This window comes from Luteimonas sp. Soil_N_1, assembly GCF_057656255.1.
Map to the genome: position 1 here is coordinate 221,193 of NZ_JBDGKS010000001.1, position 16,874 is coordinate 238,066.

The window sequence follows — 16,874 nt, forward strand, 5'->3', positions numbered from 1 at the left end:
CCATGTTCAGCGTCTTCATCGAAACCGGTCGCGGCGAACCGCGACGCGTGCAGTGCCTCAACAATGCGTGCGGCATCGGACGTGCGGAGAACAACCTCGTCGTGCTCCAGGGCTGGAGCATCGCGGGCAACCACGCCATGATCCACCGCCGCGACGACGGCATCTGGCTGGAGCCGCTGGGCGGCCGCGCCCCGATCCGCGTCGGCGGCAAGGCGATCAAATCGCTGAGCGGACCGATCGCCAGAACCGATGTGGTCGAGATCGGCGACTACCGGCTGAAGATCGTGTCCGAGGCGACGTCCGCCGCGCCGCAAGATGTGAAGGTGGCACCGCCGGTTGAAGCCGCGCCGTCGCCCCGGCCGCACACCGCACCGTCGCAAGAAGCGTCGTTGCAGTCGGCCCCGGTGCTGGACACCGCAGATGTCGCTGCCGACGAGTCCGCAGCCGAAATGGGGCAGTGGCGCGAGCGCATCCATGGTGCGCTGGTCAAACTGATGGACCTGCGGCGCGTCGATATCCACAAGCTCAGCGATGCCGAACTGCGGGCTCGCACGTCTGAGTTGATCAATGACGTGCTCGAGCGCGAGCAGCGCGATCTTCCGCGCCATATCGACCGCGGGGAGCTCGCCAAGCAAGTGCTGGACGAAGCGATCGGGCTAGGGCCGCTCGAGCGGCTCATCGAGGATGATTCGGTGACCGAGATCATGGTCAACGCGGCTGACCAGATCTTCATCGAGCGGGCGGGCCGCATCGAGAAGTCGAGGGTGACCTTCACCAACGACCGCGCCGTGCTGTCAGCGATCGAACGCATCGTCGCGCCGATTGGACGGCGTATCGATGAAAGCTCGCCTATGGTGGACGCGCGTCTCAAAGACGGCTCGCGCGTCAACGCCGTGATCCCGCCGGTGGCGCTGCGCGGGCCGAGCATCAGCATCCGCAAGTTCGCCAAACGCAAGCTGGTGGGCGAAGACCTCATCAACTACGGGTCGCTCGACCCACGCATGCTGGCGTTTCTTGAAACCGCGGTCCGCGAAAAGAAGAATATCGTGGTATCGGGCGGTACGGGTTCGGGCAAGACGACACTGCTCAACATCCTGTCGAACTTCATCCCCGACAACGAGCGCATCGTCACGATCGAGGATGCGGCGGAGCTGCGTCTGGTGCAGCCGAATCTGGTCGCACTCGAAGCGCGGCCGGCGAACCTCGAAGGAAAAGGCCTGATCTCCATCCGTGATCTGGTCAAGAACGCGCTGCGTATGCGACCCGACCGGGTCGTAGTCGGCGAGTGTCGCGGCGGCGAGGCACTGGACATGCTGCAGGCCATGAACACCGGCCACGATGGGTCGTTGACAACAGCACACGCCAACTCGCCGCGTGATGCCGTGTCGCGCATCGAGGTCATGGTGTTGATGGCCGGCATGGACTTCCCTATGGTCGTGGTGCGCGAGCAGATCGCATCGGCCGTGGATCTGTTCGTTCACCAGCGCCGCTTCCCCTGCGGCAGCCGGAAAGTCAGTCACATCACCGAGGTCACCGGGGTGGAGAGCGGCGTGATCCAGCTGCAGGACATCTTCACCTTCCGCGCTACGACGTACTCGGGTGCAGATGGCAAGGTCGAAGGCCGCTTTTCCCCGACCGGCGCCATCCCCGAGTTCATGGAGGAGCTCGCCAATCGCGGTGTGTCGATCGACCTGTCGATCTTCAGAAAACCGGAGGAAGTGTTCTGACATGAACGAAATATGGTTGATCGCGGCGGCTGCCGCCGGTGCGATGGTGATGGCGGGCGTCTACGCCGTGTCGGCGGGAAGCGCCTTCATGGTCAAGTACCGCGAAAGCTTCATGGAGCAGGCGCGTGTAAACCTTTCCGACATGTTTCTCTTCGTCGACCCGACCAAGCTGTTCGCCACGAACATGCTGCTGCTGGTGGTATTGCCGCTGCTGACCTGGATCGTCACGCGCAGCCTGCTGGTAACTGTGGTGGTCGGCGTTTTCGCGGCGGTGCTGCCGCGGAAGCTGTACGTCTGGATGCGACAGCGCCGGATCAACAAGATCCAGGAGCAGTTGCCGGACACGCTGATGATGCTGTCGGGAAGCATGAAGGCGGGCCTGGCGTTCACGCCGGCATTGGAAAGCGTGGTGCGCGATGGCTATCCACCGCTCGCGCAGGAGCTCGCGCTGGTGTTACGCGAACAACACTTGGGTGTGCGGCAGGAAGATGCACTGGAGCATCTCGGCCAGCGCGTTCCGATCCTCGACATGCAGCTGTTCGTTTCGGCGGTGTCGATCTCGCGGGAGGTCGGCGGCAATCTCGCCGAAAGCCTGCGGACCCTGGCCGATACACTGCGCCGGCGTCTGATCATGGAAGGCAAGGTCAAGGCGCTGACGGCCCAGGGCAAGTTGCAGGGCATCGTCATGGCGATGCTGCCCGTGGGATTGGTGGCGTATCTGAGCTGGATGTATCCCGAGACCATGGCCCCGATGTTCAACACCTGGATCGGCTATGCGGTCATCGCCGTCTGCGTGCTGCTGGAGTACGTCGGCTACAAACTCTGCGTCAAGATCATGACCATCGACATATGATGTATCTCATTCTCTTCATCGCCATCACCGGTGCGTTCGTGATGGCCGCGGTGTCCATCCACGGCATGCTCAACGCAGTGCCGGTCGAAGAGCGCGACTACCAGGATCCCCTCCCCATGGGATTGCGGATCCTCTGGCCGCTGGTGCAGATGGCTACACATGTCGTCGGCCCACGCCTGCGCTCAGACGACCTCGAGAAGTCGCATCGCGCGTTGCAGTCCGCGGGACAGGATTACCTGATCTCTCCCGAGGAACTGGCCGGTCTGCGGGTTGTCGCGTCCGGCGCGGTGGCCGCCACGCTGGTGGTGTTCTGTCTGTTGCTCGTCGGCGCCCGGTTCGGCCCGCTTCTGTTGGCGGTGCTGCTCGGACTTCTGCTCGGATGGCTGTATCCGTCGCTGTGGCTGGGCGAGCGGCGCAAGACGCGGCATCGCCGGATCATCAAGGATCTGCCGGTGTATCTGGATTTCATCACGATGTCGGTCGAGGCGGGCCTGAACATCACCGGGGCGATCGAGCAGGCGGTGCTGAAAGGCCCGTCCGGTCCGCTGTCGCAGGAGTTCTCACGCATGCTGCGCGATCTGCGTGCGGGCCTGCCGCGCGCCGAGTCACTCAAGCGGATGGCCGACCGGATGGACAGCCCGCAGATATCGAGCTTCACCAGCGCGTTGATCCAGGCCGACCGCGTGGGTGCAAGCCTGAGTGAGACCTTGCGCGCGCAATCGAGCCAGCGCCGCGAGGAGCGCTTCCTGCGTGCAGAGAAACTCGCTCTCGAAGCGCCGGTGAAGATGATGGCACCGCTGGTGTTCTGTTTCTTCCCGCTGATCTTTCTCGTGCTGGGGTACTTCATCTATCTCAAGCTCGTCGAAGACGGGATGGTGGGCACGATATGAGGCGGGGTGCGGTCTATCGGGACGCGGAACGCCTGATCCCACGGGTCTGGCGTGCCGAGCGCTGGTGGCAGCGGCTGCGTGGGCTTCTGTGCCGGCCGCCGCTGGCTGCCGATGCGAGCGAGGCAATGCTGATCGTGCCCTGCGGCAGCGTGCACACCGTCGGCATGCGCTATCCGCTGGACATCGTGTTCTTGGATCGCGCGGGCACCGTTGTGGGCTGCCGTGAGGGGGTGTCGCCGTGGCGCGGGCATGTCGCGCGTGGCGCGCACCAGACGCTGGAACTGGCCGCCGGCGGTGTGGCCCGTCTGGCGATCGCACCGGACGACCGTCTCGTCTGGCGCGACGATCTGCCGGTGGACGCATGATGAACCCAGTGCTGCGGGTGCTCGCGGTTGGCATCGCGCTGTGTGGCGCGTCGTGCGCCAGCACGCAGGAGCCGGCACGTCCCGCGCTGCAGGGGCCCGCCTTGGCCGAGGCGCTGCGCGCTGCAGATGCCGCATACGCCGATGGACGCGCCGCCGATGCCGTGCGTTCGTACGAGGACGTGGTACGGGGGATTCCGGACAATGCCGAAATCTGGCTCAAGCTCGGCAACGCCTACACGCGTGCGGAGCGGCCTGCGGAAGCGGCGCGCGCCTATGAGCAGTCGGTCGCGCGTGAGCCGGCAAACGCGAACGCCTGGTACAACCTGGGCGTCGTGCGTACGCGTCAGGCGCAGGACGCCTATGCGCGCGGTGCGGCGCGTGCGCCGGCGGAACTGCCGGTGGGTATCGAAAGCCGTCGCATGTGGCGCGCGCTCGACGATGCGCTCCGACCGAAGGCATGGACCCGACCGATGGAGGACGCCGAATGATGGACGCACACCGTGCCCGGCAACGCGGGCAGTCGCTTCCCGAATTTCTCATCGTGATCCCGTTGTTTCTGTTCCTGCTGCTGCTGCTGTTCCAGCTGGTGCTGATCTACCGGGCCAAGACGGTGCTCGACTATGCCGCCTTGGAGGCTGCCCGTCGGGGTGCGGTCAGCCAGGTCGACATGAACGAGATGCTCAATGGTCTGGCGTACGGGCTCGCGCCGCTGTACGCGACCGATGCCGGCGCCACCGACGTGCTCCTGACGTACGGCAAAGCCCGGGCAGATCTCATCCTCAACGCGAACATCGAAGTGATCAGCCCGACGCGCGCGGCCTGGGACGGGTTCAACGAGCCCCAGTACAACGGGCGCCGCGCGCTGCCCAACGACAACCTTTCCTATCGCACGCGCGACGACAGGGGCACCGGCACCAATGTGCAGGACGCCAACATATTGAAAATCAAGGTGGACTACGACTTTCCGCTGATCGTTCCGTTTGTCGATCTCGTCCTGCGCGGTGACTCTCGCTACGTGCGCTCCGAAGGCTGGTTCGACGATGCGAACGTCGACATGAAGAATCCGCTGCTGGGCGCCGGGCGCCACTACCGCATTCCGCTGCAGTCGCACGCGGTCGTGCGGTTGCACAGCCCGGTCTATGACCGCGATCGTCTGGCGACGTCGAGTGGACCCTGAGCACCACTCGGCGCGAGGTCGGCGCCGTTGCCCTGCGGCACGTCTGCCTGGCTGCATCGCCATGGCCATCGCCATGGCGGCGACCGCCGCCGCCGCGCCGCGCGAGGCCGACCCGCCGCCGCAATTCACCTTGCAGTCACTGGTGACTGGAATCGATCCGGGCACCGGTCGCGAGGGCGTGACCTACGCGATCACCGCGCACGTGGGCGACCAGCGGGTCCGCTTCGATCTTCCCCGGCCGGACGGCAGCGAGGTCAGGTTGCTGGTCGATCGCGACACCGGGGAAGGCTGGGCCTTCGACGCCACCGAGCGCACCGGGTTGCCGGTCAAGGTGGAAGCGGTGCAGCAGCTGGTGGTCGACCCCGCATCCCCATGCGCGCGGATGCGCGTCGTCTGTCATCGCGCGCCGCGCAAGGCGATCGCCGGTGTCGAAGCAGAAGGCTGGCGCTTCGCCGGCGCCAGTCATCGCGGTCCCGGTGGCAGCCACGCAGGCGTCATGTGGATCGACCCGGCCACCGGCATCGTGCTCGGATACGAAGCCCGGACGCGCAGTCGCTCGGAACGTCGCATGCGTTCGATGTCGGTGCAGGTCGATCCGGTTGCCGAAGATCTCCTGCAACCACCGGCTGCGCTGCGTTCGCGCTGAATCTTCGACCCGACATTCCCACGTATTCTCCGAAGGACCCGTTCCAATGCTGCAACCGGACCATCTCGTCGCGTCACTGCTGTTGAGCCTCTCGCTGGTGCTGGCCGGATGCGCAGCGCAGACCGACAAGGCCCCCGTCGACGCGCTGTCTGAGGCGGCGTCCGCCGAGCCGGACGCCGCCGGCGCACCCGAAGTCGCACCTCGAGCGGACGCCGACGCCGAACGCCAGACGCAGACCGGCTTCGACACATCGCAGTATCCCGTGTCGACGGTCAGTCTCGGTGCGTTTCCGTATATCGCGCTGCCCGACGGCTACCGCTTCGCGCAGGAGAGTGATGTCGAACTCGACCTTGCGCCGATGTGGGTCGGCGACCGCTTCGAATGGATCGAAGGACGCGTCTACCAGTCGGCCATCTTCAACGACGTGGGGCACGTCTATTCGTCGCGGGAGATCGGCACCTACATGCGCAATGCGCTCGAACGCGTCGGGGCGGTTCCGATCGCCGAGGTTGACAGCATTCCTGTGCATGAAGCCACCCAGCATGGACTCACCGACGCGCTACGTACCAAGTACCGGACAGGCCTGGGCCACTTCTATGCCGCACCGTCGTCGACATGGCTGATCCGCCGCGCCGGCGGCAACGTCTGGGTGTTCCTGAGTACCAGCGAACGATCGGCGCACTGGATCGTCGTGCACTCGGCCGATTACGACCCCACCATCCGGCTGTTGTCCGGCGTGGAGCTGCAGCGGCTGATCGAGGCCGACGGCAAGGCGATCATCCATATCAACTTTGCCAGTGGCGACGCAGCGATCGACGCAGCCTCGATGCCGCAGATCGAACAGGTCGCGCTGCTGCTGCGCAGGGCCTCGCGCCTGCGCCTGTCGATCGAGGGACACACGGACGACGTCGGTTCGGCTGAACGCAACCAGGCTTTGTCAATCGCGCGGGCTGACGCCGTCCGCGACGCCTTGCATGCACATGCGATCGACGCCGCGCGTCTAGAGACCGTCGGCCACGGCGCCACGCAGCCGGTCACCGACAACGACGACGCAACCGCACGGGCACGCAACCGCCGCGTCGAACTGGTCCGGCGCTGAAACCCGCGATCAGGGGGCGATGGAAGGTGCGGTAGAGCGCCGGGCGATAACCTGCCCGGGCCGCAGCAGATCGCAGATGCGGTGCGCCAGAGAAGCGCATCTGCACGCGATGACCGCGCGTCGAACGATTCACGCGCGGTGTCGAGGCTGCCGCTGCGCCGCGTTGACGCACGGCGCGTCTTCGTCTGCATACCCGGATATGCGTCCGGCACCCGGTGCTGGACAGGCAGGGTCAACCAGACATCGTGCGACAGACCGGCTGGCCCGAGCGTGCCCACGCTAGCAGGAAGCGGAATACCGGCACGTGCTCTCCATCCTCCAGATGGGCCTGCCACCGCGCATGGAGGGTGATGGCTTCTTCGGGTTGCTGGGTGCCCAGCGCGCCGAGCATCGCGATCATCAACATGTGCTCGTGCAGTGCCGGTGCGAGACGCGCGTCCTCGAGTGCGAGCACCGCCGATGCAGTTGCCAACATGTCGCTCGGATCGCGCGCCGCCGCCGCACCGTAGGCGCGGAGGACCGCACGTGCGACCGGGTCGGCGGCCGCATCGTCGGGCAGCCATGTGGGCGTTTGCCACACGGTCTGGAGATCGCTCGGAGGCAGGTGGCTGATCGTCGTCGCGGCCAGCGCGGCCAGCGCCGAGGACCAGGCAGCCAACGCTTGCGGGTCCCGGGCGAGATCGGCAGAGCTGCTTCGCAGTAGACGCGCCTGCGCGGCAACGCCGGCAAACTGCCGATGTACTGGGCCCAGCGGGACTGTCGGGTCGAAACTCGCGACCGCACCGAGTGCGATGTGTCGCGCGCGACTGAACGGGCTCGCCTCCGCCAGCGGCAAAGCGGCGTCACGGCCCGGAGGCAGTCTGCAGTCCAGCACGTCCAGCACTGGCATTCCGTTCATCACCAGCTGCTGCAGCAGGTCCGAGCGCTGTTGCATGAAGCGGGTCTTGGGCGCCTGCAGCGACACGGTCGGGTAATAGTCGGAATGCGGCTTCGCGCCCTGCATCGCGACGAACGCGCGCAGCATACGCTCCGACCCGATGCGCCGCAGCTGCATCTGCCCGGGCGTATCCACGCCCACGCGCTGCAGCTCGGCCATCAGATCGTCGCTTGCGCCTGCCACGGAGCCCGGATTCCGGCGGCTGTCGTGATGTCGTGCAATGACGACGAGATCCGCTGCGTTGGTGAGATAGATATCCGCGTACGGGAATTCTTCGAGCAGGGCCGACAGCATCGTCGCGATCAGCGCATCGTTGATCTCGTACGTGTGCAGCCATTGCACCAGAATGCCGTCGTCCTCCAGATGGCGCGACAGGAAGGCGTAGAACTCCCGGGTGAACAGGCTGGCAACTCCACTGACCCACGGGTTGGAAGGCTCGGACACGATCACGTCGTAGCGCCGCGCGCCGGTGGAGAAGAACGTACGTGCATCGTCGATGTGCACGATCGAACGCGGATCGTCGTAAGCACGTGCCACTGAAGCGCCGTAGAGCCGCGCGCCTTCGACCATGGCCGCTTCGATCTCGATCGTGTCGACCACCCGCGGCACGCTGCTGCCGAGCAACGTGTGTGTGGTCATGCCGGAACCCCAGCCGATCACCGCGACACGGTCTGGTGCCGGGTGCAGTGCAAGCGGCAGACTTCCGAGCATCGCCATCGTGACTTCGTCGGATGTCGGCGTCGACTCGAACGGTCTGATGGCCGCATCGGGTTTGCCGTTGGTGGAGATGGACCTTCCGAGTCCGAGCTCGAACACTGCGATCGTCGCGGTCTTGCCATCCTTGAGGTAATGGATTCGCGTGTTGGGATACTCGGCCACGCCGGTCCGGAATACGCCAGCGATCTGTTGTTGCGGATTGGGCCGGCCCAGCATCAGGCTGATCATCAGCGCCAGTCCCAGGGATGCGATCACCAGCACAGTACGGCGCCCCGGGCGGCGCAGCCGCTCACCGGCGAAGCGGAGCAGGTAGACGCCGACGAGGCCATCGAGAAGTGCGCCCAGCGTGATCGCCAGCCACAGGCCCATCAGGGGCACCAGCACGTGCAGCATCACCGCCACACCGGCGATAGCGCCCAGCGTGTTGGCCGCATAGACGCGGCCGATCGCGCGCTCCCCCGCACCGGCCCGCAGCAACGCCACCGTGAACAGGGGCAGGGTCATGCCAGCCAGGAAAGCGGCCGGGAACATCACCAGCAGGGAGATCGCAGCGGTCGCTAGTTCGTACAGCGTGTAGCCGTTCTCGTCGCGCGAGAGTGCCGACATGATCCAGCTCACCCAATGGAAACTCTGGGAGAACACCGGTATCGACAACAGGGCGGCGACCGCCATCCAGATCTGCACGTAGCCGACGTAGCGCACCGGTGCGATGATCGACGCGGCCCGCGAGCGCACCCACAGCCCACCGAACGCGAGGCCCAGGATGAAGGCAGCGAGCATCAGTTCGAAACTGTGGATCGTCGTGCCGAATGCCTGGTTGAGCAGGCGCACCCAGCCGATTTCGTAGATGAAAGACGCCGCGCCCGAGATCGCCGTCGACCACACCAGCACGCGGCCGAGGTGGCCGATATCGGTCGCACGCGACCCGTGATCCGCCGCCGGCATTTCCGGCAACGGCGCGTGCTTGCGCTCGTCGAGCATCCGCGAGAGCAACCACGCACCGACGGCTACGAGAATGTTGACGACACCCGCCGCCGCCACCGTGCCCGGAAGGCCGAGCGCCGGCAACAACAGGAATGTCGCCAGCAATGCGCCGACGGCCGCGCCCAGACTGTTGGTGAAATACAGACCGCCCAGCACCTGGCCTTGCTGGTCGGGAAGCGCGCGGATCAGTCCGGCGCTCATCAGCGGAAACGTCGCACCGAGCAGAATACTCTGAGGCGCGATCAGCAAGGCCGCGCTCAACCACTGGTAGCCATGTGCGAGCGGCACACTCGACAGCATCGGCAGCACGACGGTCTGCGATGTATCCGCGTACGCGACGAACAACGGATGGAACGCGATACCCAGTACACCGATCACGAGTTCGATGACCGCGTAGCCGAGAATCAGGCGCTTCCATCGATGGCTGTACTGACTGGCCAGCCAAGCGCCGACCGCCATGCCGCCCATGAAAATCGCTAGGACAAGGGTCTGCGCATAGGCGGCATGACCAAGTGTGAGCCCCAGGTACTGGGTCCATACCGACTGGTAGATCAGACCGGCGAAGCCGGACAGGACAAACAGCAGCAGCAACATCGGCGCGACGCGGAAAGCCTTCATCGAATCTCCTGAAATTCGCCTTTCCTGTTGACCGGTCGAGCGGAAGCAGCGCTCCACTCGACGGCGGCATTGCGGCAGGTCCTGCCTGTAAATCCGGTGTGCACAGCGGCCCGCTACGCAGATGCCCGAGCCGATTACGACGCGGCAACCCGGCTTCGATGGCATTCAAAAACCCCCTGCCCAATCTACACCACCCATCGCGACGGATGACATCGGAGCGACGATGTGCCGGACGGTGTCGAAGACGAGGCCCTGCATCGAGTTGCAGCACCGCATACCGGCAATGCGGCACAGCTGCACATCATAAAATGTACACAGACACACGCGCCCGCATCTGACGCATCCTGCCGTCGGAATGGCCGCTTTGCGCCGCAAGGAAGACCGGACGAAGCGCGGAGACAGCACGGGGGGTTCTGCATCAGCACGTGCGGCACGCGGCGCCCGCGAAGCTGTCACATACAGAAGAACTGGCGATGCTGCGTTGACACAGCCGCAGTTGGGAGAATTTGGTGCAGCCGCCGCTCAAGCGGCGCGTCCAACCACGCGCTGCAGATATACGGACTTGCTACTGTATCCCTTCAATCGAATGGGAAGGGTATGGAGTGCCGGAATCTCATCATGTGCTGGGAGCGTGCATCGCACTCGTGCTGGCGGGCTGCGCAGGTTCCTCCGATGCGCCGGCGTCGAGCGCGTCGACGCCTGGACCCGTCGAGCAGGGGTCTCCAGGTCTGGATGCACGTGCGGATGAATTCCGTACTGACGTGGCGACGCATGTGGACGCGCCTGCCGCGTCGTCATCTGCGCCGGACATCGACAACCTGCCGCTCTCAACCCAGCCGCTGGGCGCGTTTCCGTTCTTTACAATTCCGGATGGTTACCGGGCATCGCCGACCGCCGAGCAGACGCTCGAGTTCGCAGACGCCGTGTTCTGGAACGGGCACGACCTGACGTATGTCGAGGGTCGTCTGTATGCGGCCGGTATCCGCCTGGCGCGAGCTTCGGACGGCCAGAAGGAATTTTCCGATCTCGAAGTCGTGCGCAACCTGCAGCACGTAGTCACCGCAGCCGGTGGCGTGGAAATCGCATCGGGCGAAACACCGCGCAACATCCGCAATTCGTTTCTCGCCGTCATGCGCCAGTACCCGGGCGAATCCAGGTGTTACCCGCATTCGCCGCAGCAGGTTTTCGTGTTGCGCCGTGACGACGGTAATGTCTGGGTGCGCACGTGCCGTGGTGGTACGCATGCCGGCCTTGTCGTCGTGCAGGCGCAGGCCTTGCAGGTGACCTCGACACTGCTGCCCGCCAACGTGCTGGAGCAGGTATTGGCCGATACGGGCCGTGTCGCGCTGCAGGTGCATTTCGCGACAGGCCGCGCCGAAATCCTGCCTGATTCGCAGCCGCAGGTCGCGCAGGTCGTCGAACTGCTGCAGGCCGACGAGACGTTGCGGCTGTCCATCGAAGGGCACACCGACAACACCGGCGATGCCGCGCGCAATCGCACGCTGTCGCAGGCACGCGCTGCGGCGGTGGTCGCCGCGCTCACCGATTCGGGGATCGTGGGAGACCGGCTGGCATCCACCGGTCATGGCGACACGCAGCCCGTCGCCGATAACAGGACCGACGCGGGACGCGCGCAGAACCGTCGTGTGGAACTCGTCCGACGCGATTGACCGGCGGGCAGGCAGACCGCGCGGATGCGGATGGCGGGTCATCCGCGAACGGCCGTCGTGGCTGTGACTATCGAGCTGATGGCGACCCTCGAGCCGGCCGGCGTATCCTGCGACGGCCGGCTCCGGTCTGCATGGCCGGTGAGGCCGGTGCCGGGGAGCGACATACAGCTGCACCTGACGCGCGTGGCGATCGCTACGCACATCAGACAGGCAACGTCATAACGCGTGCTGTCGTCAGCCGCGGCTGCCCTTCATGAAACGCATGAGTTCGCAGCTCTCCTGGTAGGCCGCGCTGTTCTCGCGTTGCTGCGCCTGTTGTGCCTGACGCAGCCGCGGCATATGGGCCTCGACGCGCGCTTCGAAACCGGCGCTCTGCTGGGCCGCATTCTCCTGTGATTTCATCTGGCGCATTTCCGCATCGGTGAATCCGCAGGTTTCCGCCATCGCACGACCGGCGGCCACGCCTTCGGCAGCGATGTCTTCCGGCGTGGACGCGGCTGCAGCCTGTTGCGCCTGTTCGCTCCACTCGGCGGGGGATCGCGTCTCGCCCTCGTTCGCTGCAGGCGCTGTAGGCGACTCCGTGGCGGTGTCGTTGGCGTCCGGGTCCGGACCCCCGCACGCAGACAATGCCAGTGTCATGGTGCCGATCAGCAGAAACGAGAGACGGTGGGCGGCGTGGGCCATGGCAGATCCTTTCAGTGGCGGGTTCGAATACGCAGGATATACAGGCTGTTCGCAGCCCGCACGGCGGCAGCGTGCTTCGCGCTGCATCCGCATCTGCGCATGACGCCTTGCCGCGCGCCGGCTACCATCACGGCATGCGTATTCTCGTTCTCGGCGCCGGCGGGACCGGCGGCTACTTCGGCGGCCGCCTTGCGCAGGCCGGTGTCGACGTCACGTTTCTCGTGCGGCCCGCGCGCGCGGCGCAGCTCGAACGCGACGGGCTGCGCATCCGCAGCGACCTCGGCGACGCGCAGTTCCCGGTCGCGCACGTCACCGCCGATGCGCTGCCGGCACTCGCCAGTGCGCAGCCCTTCGATCTGGTCCTGCTGAGCTGCAAGGCCTACGACCTCGACAGTTCGATCGATGCGATCGCACCGGCCGTCGGTGCGCACACCGCGGTGCTGCCGATCCTCAACGGCCTGCTGCACTACACCGCGCTCGATGCGCGCTTCGGTGCCGGGCGAGTGCTGGGCGGGCTGTGTTTCATCAGCGCGATGAAGGGCGAGGATGGCGAAGTCGTGCATCTGCCGTCGCCACCGTCCATGACATTCGGTGAGCGTGACGCCGCCCACAACGGCAGCGCGCGCACCCGTGCGCTGGAGACCGTGTGTGCAGGCGCCGCCGGTTTCGACGCGGTGCGCAGCGACACGTTCATGCAGGCCGCCTGGAACAAGTTCACGTTCCTCGCCGCGCTTGCCGCCGCGACCTGCCTGATGCGGGCCAGCATCGGCCGCATCGTCGACACCGACGGCGGCGCGGATTTCCTGTCCGCACTGCACGACGAATGCCTCGCCGTGGCCGCAGCCGACGGCCATGCGATTCCCGAGGCGGCGGCGCAGCATGCGCGCGGCATGCTGACCAAGGCGGGTTCCCCGGTGACCGCCTCGATGCTGCGCGATCTCGAAGCCGGCCAGGATGTCGAAGCGGCGCAGATCGTCGGCGACCTCCGCGCACGCGCGCATGCGGGCGGCCGCGCGGTGCCGCATCTCGATGCCGCCTGGGTGCATCTGCAGGCCTACCGGTCACGGCGCGACACACCGCTGACGCCCTGAGCGCCGTCAGCGTGATCGCGGATGCTTCGCACGGGGTCTGCTAGGTTCGCGGTCCCCCCTCGAAGGAGATGTCCCGCATGGCGCTTTCCAGCCGACGTTTCGCCTGTCTGCCTGTCGCCGTTGCGCTGCTGGGCCTCGCCGCCTGTGGCGGAGCCCCACAACCTGCGCCCGCCGCGGCCGACACTGCGCCTGCCGAGACGCAGGCCATCGAGGATACGCAGACGCAGCCATCCGAAGCCGCGCAGGCGCAGATCGAATCGGGTGCCGCACCGGTCGAGACACCGCTGACCGGCGATGCCGCCAGCCAGATGCTGAGCCAGATGGCCGGTATCGCGGGCGCGATGCATGCAGCTGCGAAGCTTTGCGATCCCAGCGTGTCCGACGCGCAGCTCGGCCAGGCGCGGGACCAGCTGCGCCAGGAGTTCAGCCGGATGGGCGGCGACGTCGACACCTTCGACAGCGAGTTCGGCTCCGCACACACGGCCACCAGCACGCAGTTCAACCAGGCCACGCCGGCGCAGCAGACCCAGATGTGTGCCGAACTCGAGGCGATGGCCGGACAGGCCCCGCCACCGCCGCCCGCCACGAACTGATTTCGCGTGTCGCCAGTCCGGGCGGGGTCACGTCCGGACTGGCGGGTCATGCAAGACGGCAACGCGCGCCGTCTACTCCGCTGCGTTCCTGAAATCCCCACCCACGAACACCGACAGGGCGTCCGGACGGATGTGCCGCGCCATCGCCGCACGGATCATGTCCGGTGTCAGCGCACGCAGGGTGTCCTCGAACGCGGCCGAGTACGCCATGTCGCGGCCGGTGTAGAGATTGCTGTCGAGCATGCCGACGAGTTCGGGATCGTTGGCGCGTGACGTGCGACGCGCACGCAGCATGCCGTCCATCGCATCGTCGAGCTCGGCCCGGGTGATGCCCTCGTCCAGCATGCGCTGCAGTTCCTCGCGCACCGCGGTCTCCACCTGCACCATGTTCTCCGGCGCGGCGATCGCATGGACGCCGAAGCTCCCCACCTCGTCGAACACGCTGGCCGAGAAACTCGACCCCACGCCGTAGCTCAGACCCTCGCGCTGGCGGATGCGGTCGCCCAGCCGCGACTTCATGCCGCTGCCGCCGAGGATGTAGTTGCCGACCAGCAGGGCGGCGTAGTCGGGATTGTCCTGATTGATCCGCAGCGCCTGCCGCGCCAGCAGCGTGGCGTTGGCCTTGTCGGGCGTCTCCAAGCGTGCATGTGCGGCATCGCGCGCGACATACGGCACCTCGATGCGTGCGAACGGGGTCGGCAGGCGCCAGTCGCCGAACAGCGTGTCGAGCTGCGTGCGGACGGCGTGGGCATCGACGTCGCCGACGACCGCGATGGTCGTGCCCGGGCCCATGCCGTAGAAATCGCGATGGAAGGCGCGCAGCCGCTCGGGCGTCATGCCTTCCACCTGCGCGAGCCGCTCTTCGAAGCTGCTCGCGTAGTAGGGATGACCTTCGGGGAACGCGTTGAAATGCCGCGCCATGGCCTCGTTCGCGACCGCACCGGGTTCGCTCATGCTGCTGCGGATGCCGGTCAGCTGCTGGCTGCGCAACTGCGCGAACTCGCCGTCGTCGAAAGCCGGACGGCGCAGCACATCCGCCACCAGCTCGAGCAGCGCGTCGACGTTGTGCCGGTCGGTGGTGGCCGCCACGGTCACGGTAGTGGCGCTGCCGCCGACGCTCAGCGTGGAGCGCAGGGCGGTCAGGCGCTGTGCGAGCGCCGCACGATCGAGGTCGCCGGTTCCGCGCATCAGCATCGTCGCGGTCGACTGTCCGGCGGTCGCGCGATCCTGCAGCCGTTGCGCATCGCCCAGGCGCAGGGTCATGCGCACCTGCACCGAACCGCCACGCGTGGATTTCCCCAGCACGGCCAGCTGCGCGCCGTTCGAGAGCGTCGACAGCGCCGTGCGCGCGTCGATGTTCGCGTACGACGGATCGAAGGCTTCACCGGCGTCGAGTGCGGGGCGCCCGACGAAGCCCTCGAGTGCCGTCGCGGCGTCGGGTGCTTCGGGGACCGTCACGCGCTCGACCGCCTCCGTCGGCAGGAAGTGCCCGGTCGTGCGGTTGTCGCGACGCAGGTACGCACGCGCCACACGGTTCACGTCATCGGCAGTGACAGCGGCGATGCGTTCGCGCGCGAGCAGCAGCAGGCGCCAGTCGCCCTGCGAAATCGCTTCCGACAGCGCCACACCGATGGCGTTCGGGTCGCGCATCGCACGTTCGAACGCAGCCAGAGAGCGTTGCTTGGCCTCGTCCACCTCGGCGTCGGTGAATGGTGTCGCCGTCGCCTCTTCCACCAGTGCCAGCAGGTCGGTCTGCAACGTGTCGACATCGCTGCCGTCCGGCACTTCGGCGGCGAAGGTCAGATAGCCCGGCTCGTCCATCGACAGCACCGACGCGGACGCGAAGGTCGCGCGGCCCGGCTCGACCAGCCTGCGGTGCAGGCGGCCGCTCGGCGTGTTGCCCAAGACCTGCGCCATCACCCCGACCGCCGCGCTGTCGGGATGTCGCGCCGCCGGCACGTGGTAGCCGGCGACGATGTAGGGCGTGCGACCGACGCGGCGCACCACGACATGGCGTTCGCCGTCCTGCGGCGGTTCGCGGGTGTAGGTGACCGGCAGCGCGCGCGCGGGACGCGGCAGCGCACCGAAACTCGCGGACACCGCCGCCAGCGCCTGCGCCGGATCGAAATCGCCGGCGATCACCAGCACCGCGTTGTCGGGCTGGTACCAGGTGCGATAGAACGCCTGCAGCCGTTCGATCGGCACGTTCTCCACATCGCTGCGCGCGCCGATCGTCGTGTTGCCGTAGTTGTGCCACTGGTAGGCCGCGCCGGTAACGCGCTGCACCAGCACGCGCAGCGGACTGTTCTCGCCGGACTCCATCTCGTTGCGCACCACGGTCATCTCGCTGTCGAGATCCTCGCGCGCGATGCGCGAGTTGACCATGCGGTCGGCTTCCATGCGCAGCACCCAGTCCAGGGTGTCGGCATCGGTGGAGAAACTGGCGAAATAGTTGGTGCGGTCGAGCCACGTGGTGCCGTTGAAGCGCACGCCGCGGCGGCGCATCTCGCCGGGAATATCGGCGTGTGTCGGCGTGCCCTTGAACACCAGGTGTTCGAGCAGATGCGCCATGCCGGTTTCGCCGTATCCCTCGTGACGCGAGCCCACGCGATAGGTCACGTTGACCGTGGTCACCGGCTTGCTGCTGTCGGGAAACAGCACCAGCGCCAGACCGTTGTCGAAGCGGTACTCGGCGATGCCCTCGGCCTCGTGCACCGGCGCATCGAGCTGCGGCGGCGCGGCCCACAGCGGCAGTGCAGTGCCCAGCAACAGCACCACGACACAGGCATGTAGACGACGCTGCATGCAGATCCCCCGTTCGCG

General features: G+C 66.6%; 14 protein-coding genes. 11 read left to right on the forward strand and 3 right to left on the reverse strand.

The window, feature by feature from the left end:
• The first annotated feature begins 2 nt into the window (after positions 1–2).
• The 8 genes from AC3A4E_RS01130 (at position 3) to AC3A4E_RS01165 (ending at position 6,757) form a co-directional block, all read left to right on the forward strand.
• Positions 3–1,727: a TadA family conjugal transfer-associated ATPase gene (locus tag AC3A4E_RS01130; protein ID WP_487629741.1), complete on the forward strand. Its 1,725-nt coding sequence runs from the start codon at positions 3–5 to the stop codon at positions 1,725–1,727.
• 16 nt (positions 1,728–1,743) lie between these two features.
• Positions 1,744–2,580 (forward strand): type II secretion system F family protein, encoded by an 837-nt coding sequence (locus AC3A4E_RS01135; RefSeq protein WP_487629742.1) that lies wholly within the window; start codon positions 1,744–1,746, stop codon positions 2,578–2,580.
• Positions 2,580–3,470, forward strand: a complete 891-nt coding sequence (locus AC3A4E_RS01140; protein WP_487629743.1) for a type II secretion system F family protein — start codon at positions 2,580–2,582, stop codon at positions 3,468–3,470. The genes AC3A4E_RS01135 and AC3A4E_RS01140 overlap by 1 nt, the downstream gene beginning before the upstream one ends.
• Positions 3,467–3,835, forward strand: coding sequence for a DUF192 domain-containing protein (locus AC3A4E_RS01145; RefSeq protein WP_487629744.1), 369 nt, complete (start codon positions 3,467–3,469; stop codon positions 3,833–3,835). Before AC3A4E_RS01140 ends, AC3A4E_RS01145 begins: the two co-directional genes overlap by 4 nt.
• Positions 3,835–4,323: a tetratricopeptide repeat protein gene (locus AC3A4E_RS01150; protein WP_487629745.1), complete on the forward strand. Its 489-nt coding sequence runs from the start codon at positions 3,835–3,837 to the stop codon at positions 4,321–4,323. The genes AC3A4E_RS01145 and AC3A4E_RS01150 overlap by 1 nt, the downstream gene beginning before the upstream one ends.
• Complete coding sequence (locus AC3A4E_RS01155) at positions 4,293–5,012, forward strand: TadE/TadG family type IV pilus assembly protein (RefSeq protein WP_487629746.1); 720 nt, start codon at positions 4,293–4,295, stop codon at positions 5,010–5,012. Before AC3A4E_RS01150 ends, AC3A4E_RS01155 begins: the two co-directional genes overlap by 31 nt.
• Positions 5,013–5,073: 61 nt before the next feature.
• Positions 5,074–5,658, forward strand: a complete 585-nt coding sequence (locus tag AC3A4E_RS01160; protein ID WP_487629747.1) for a hypothetical protein — start codon at positions 5,074–5,076, stop codon at positions 5,656–5,658.
• A 46-nt stretch (positions 5,659–5,704) separates the two neighbouring features.
• A complete protein-coding gene (locus AC3A4E_RS01165; protein WP_487629748.1) occupies positions 5,705–6,757 on the forward strand; it encodes an OmpA family protein in 1,053 nt (350 codons plus the stop codon).
• A 232-nt stretch (positions 6,758–6,989) separates the two neighbouring features.
• Here the strand turns inward: AC3A4E_RS01165 and AC3A4E_RS01170 are convergent, their stop codons facing one another.
• Positions 6,990–10,013 carry a fused MFS/spermidine synthase gene (locus AC3A4E_RS01170; protein ID WP_487629749.1) on the reverse strand — a complete coding sequence of 1,008 codons (3,024 nt, stop codon included), beginning with the start codon at positions 10,011–10,013 and terminating at the stop codon, positions 6,990–6,992.
• A gap of 761 nt (positions 10,014–10,774) precedes the next feature.
• Here AC3A4E_RS01170 and AC3A4E_RS01175 point away from each other — a divergent pair.
• Positions 10,775–11,683, forward strand: a complete 909-nt coding sequence (locus AC3A4E_RS01175) for an OmpA family protein (protein ID WP_487629750.1) — start codon at positions 10,775–10,777, stop codon at positions 11,681–11,683.
• Between the two features lie 234 nt (positions 11,684–11,917).
• On the opposite strand, the gene AC3A4E_RS01180 is transcribed toward AC3A4E_RS01175, so the two are convergent.
• On the reverse strand, positions 11,918–12,367 hold the full coding sequence (locus AC3A4E_RS01180) for a hypothetical protein (RefSeq protein WP_487629751.1): 450 nt from the start codon (positions 12,365–12,367) through the stop codon (positions 11,918–11,920).
• Positions 12,368–12,501: 134 nt separating this feature from the next.
• Here AC3A4E_RS01180 and panE point away from each other — a divergent pair, with 134 nt between their 5' ends.
• Positions 12,502–13,458 carry a 2-dehydropantoate 2-reductase gene (gene panE / locus AC3A4E_RS01185; protein WP_487629752.1) on the forward strand — a complete coding sequence of 319 codons (957 nt, stop codon included), beginning with the start codon at positions 12,502–12,504 and terminating at the stop codon, positions 13,456–13,458.
• A 77-nt stretch (positions 13,459–13,535) separates the two neighbouring features.
• Positions 13,536–14,051: a hypothetical protein gene (locus AC3A4E_RS01190; RefSeq protein ID WP_487629753.1), complete on the forward strand. Its 516-nt coding sequence runs from the start codon at positions 13,536–13,538 to the stop codon at positions 14,049–14,051.
• A 72-nt stretch (positions 14,052–14,123) separates the two neighbouring features.
• On the opposite strand, the gene AC3A4E_RS01195 is transcribed toward AC3A4E_RS01190, so the two are convergent.
• Positions 14,124–16,856, reverse strand: a complete 2,733-nt coding sequence (locus tag AC3A4E_RS01195) for a M16 family metallopeptidase (RefSeq protein WP_487629754.1) — start codon at positions 16,854–16,856, stop codon at positions 14,124–14,126.
• Between the last annotated feature and the right edge of the window lie 18 nt (positions 16,857–16,874).

Excerpts from the sequence above, each read along its gene's own strand:
- AC3A4E_RS01180 (WP_487629751.1), bottom strand. The coding sequence starts at position 12,367 with ATGGCCCACGCCGCCCACCGTCTCTCGTTTCTGCTGATCGGCACCATG.
- panE (WP_487629752.1), top strand. The coding sequence starts at position 12,502 with ATGCGTATTCTCGTTCTCGGCGCCGGCGGGACCGGCGGCTACTTCGGC.
- AC3A4E_RS01170 (WP_487629749.1), bottom strand. The coding sequence starts at position 10,013 with ATGAAGGCTTTCCGCGTCGCGCCGATGTTGCTGCTGCTGTTTGTCCTG.
- AC3A4E_RS01145 (WP_487629744.1), top strand. The coding sequence starts at position 3,467 with ATGAGGCGGGGTGCGGTCTATCGGGACGCGGAACGCCTGATCCCACGG.
- AC3A4E_RS01150 (WP_487629745.1), top strand. The coding sequence starts at position 3,835 with ATGAACCCAGTGCTGCGGGTGCTCGCGGTTGGCATCGCGCTGTGTGGC.
- AC3A4E_RS01155 (WP_487629746.1), top strand. The coding sequence starts at position 4,293 with ATGGACCCGACCGATGGAGGACGCCGAATGATGGACGCACACCGTGCC.
- AC3A4E_RS01140 (WP_487629743.1), top strand. The coding sequence starts at position 2,580 with ATGTATCTCATTCTCTTCATCGCCATCACCGGTGCGTTCGTGATGGCC.
- AC3A4E_RS01195 (WP_487629754.1), bottom strand. The coding sequence starts at position 16,856 with ATGCAGCGTCGTCTACATGCCTGTGTCGTGGTGCTGTTGCTGGGCACT.
- AC3A4E_RS01165 (WP_487629748.1), top strand. The coding sequence starts at position 5,705 with ATGCTGCAACCGGACCATCTCGTCGCGTCACTGCTGTTGAGCCTCTCG.
- AC3A4E_RS01190 (WP_487629753.1), top strand. The coding sequence starts at position 13,536 with ATGGCGCTTTCCAGCCGACGTTTCGCCTGTCTGCCTGTCGCCGTTGCG.
- AC3A4E_RS01130 (WP_487629741.1), top strand. The coding sequence starts at position 3 with ATGTTCAGCGTCTTCATCGAAACCGGTCGCGGCGAACCGCGACGCGTG.
- AC3A4E_RS01160 (WP_487629747.1), top strand. The coding sequence starts at position 5,074 with ATGGCCATCGCCATGGCGGCGACCGCCGCCGCCGCGCCGCGCGAGGCC.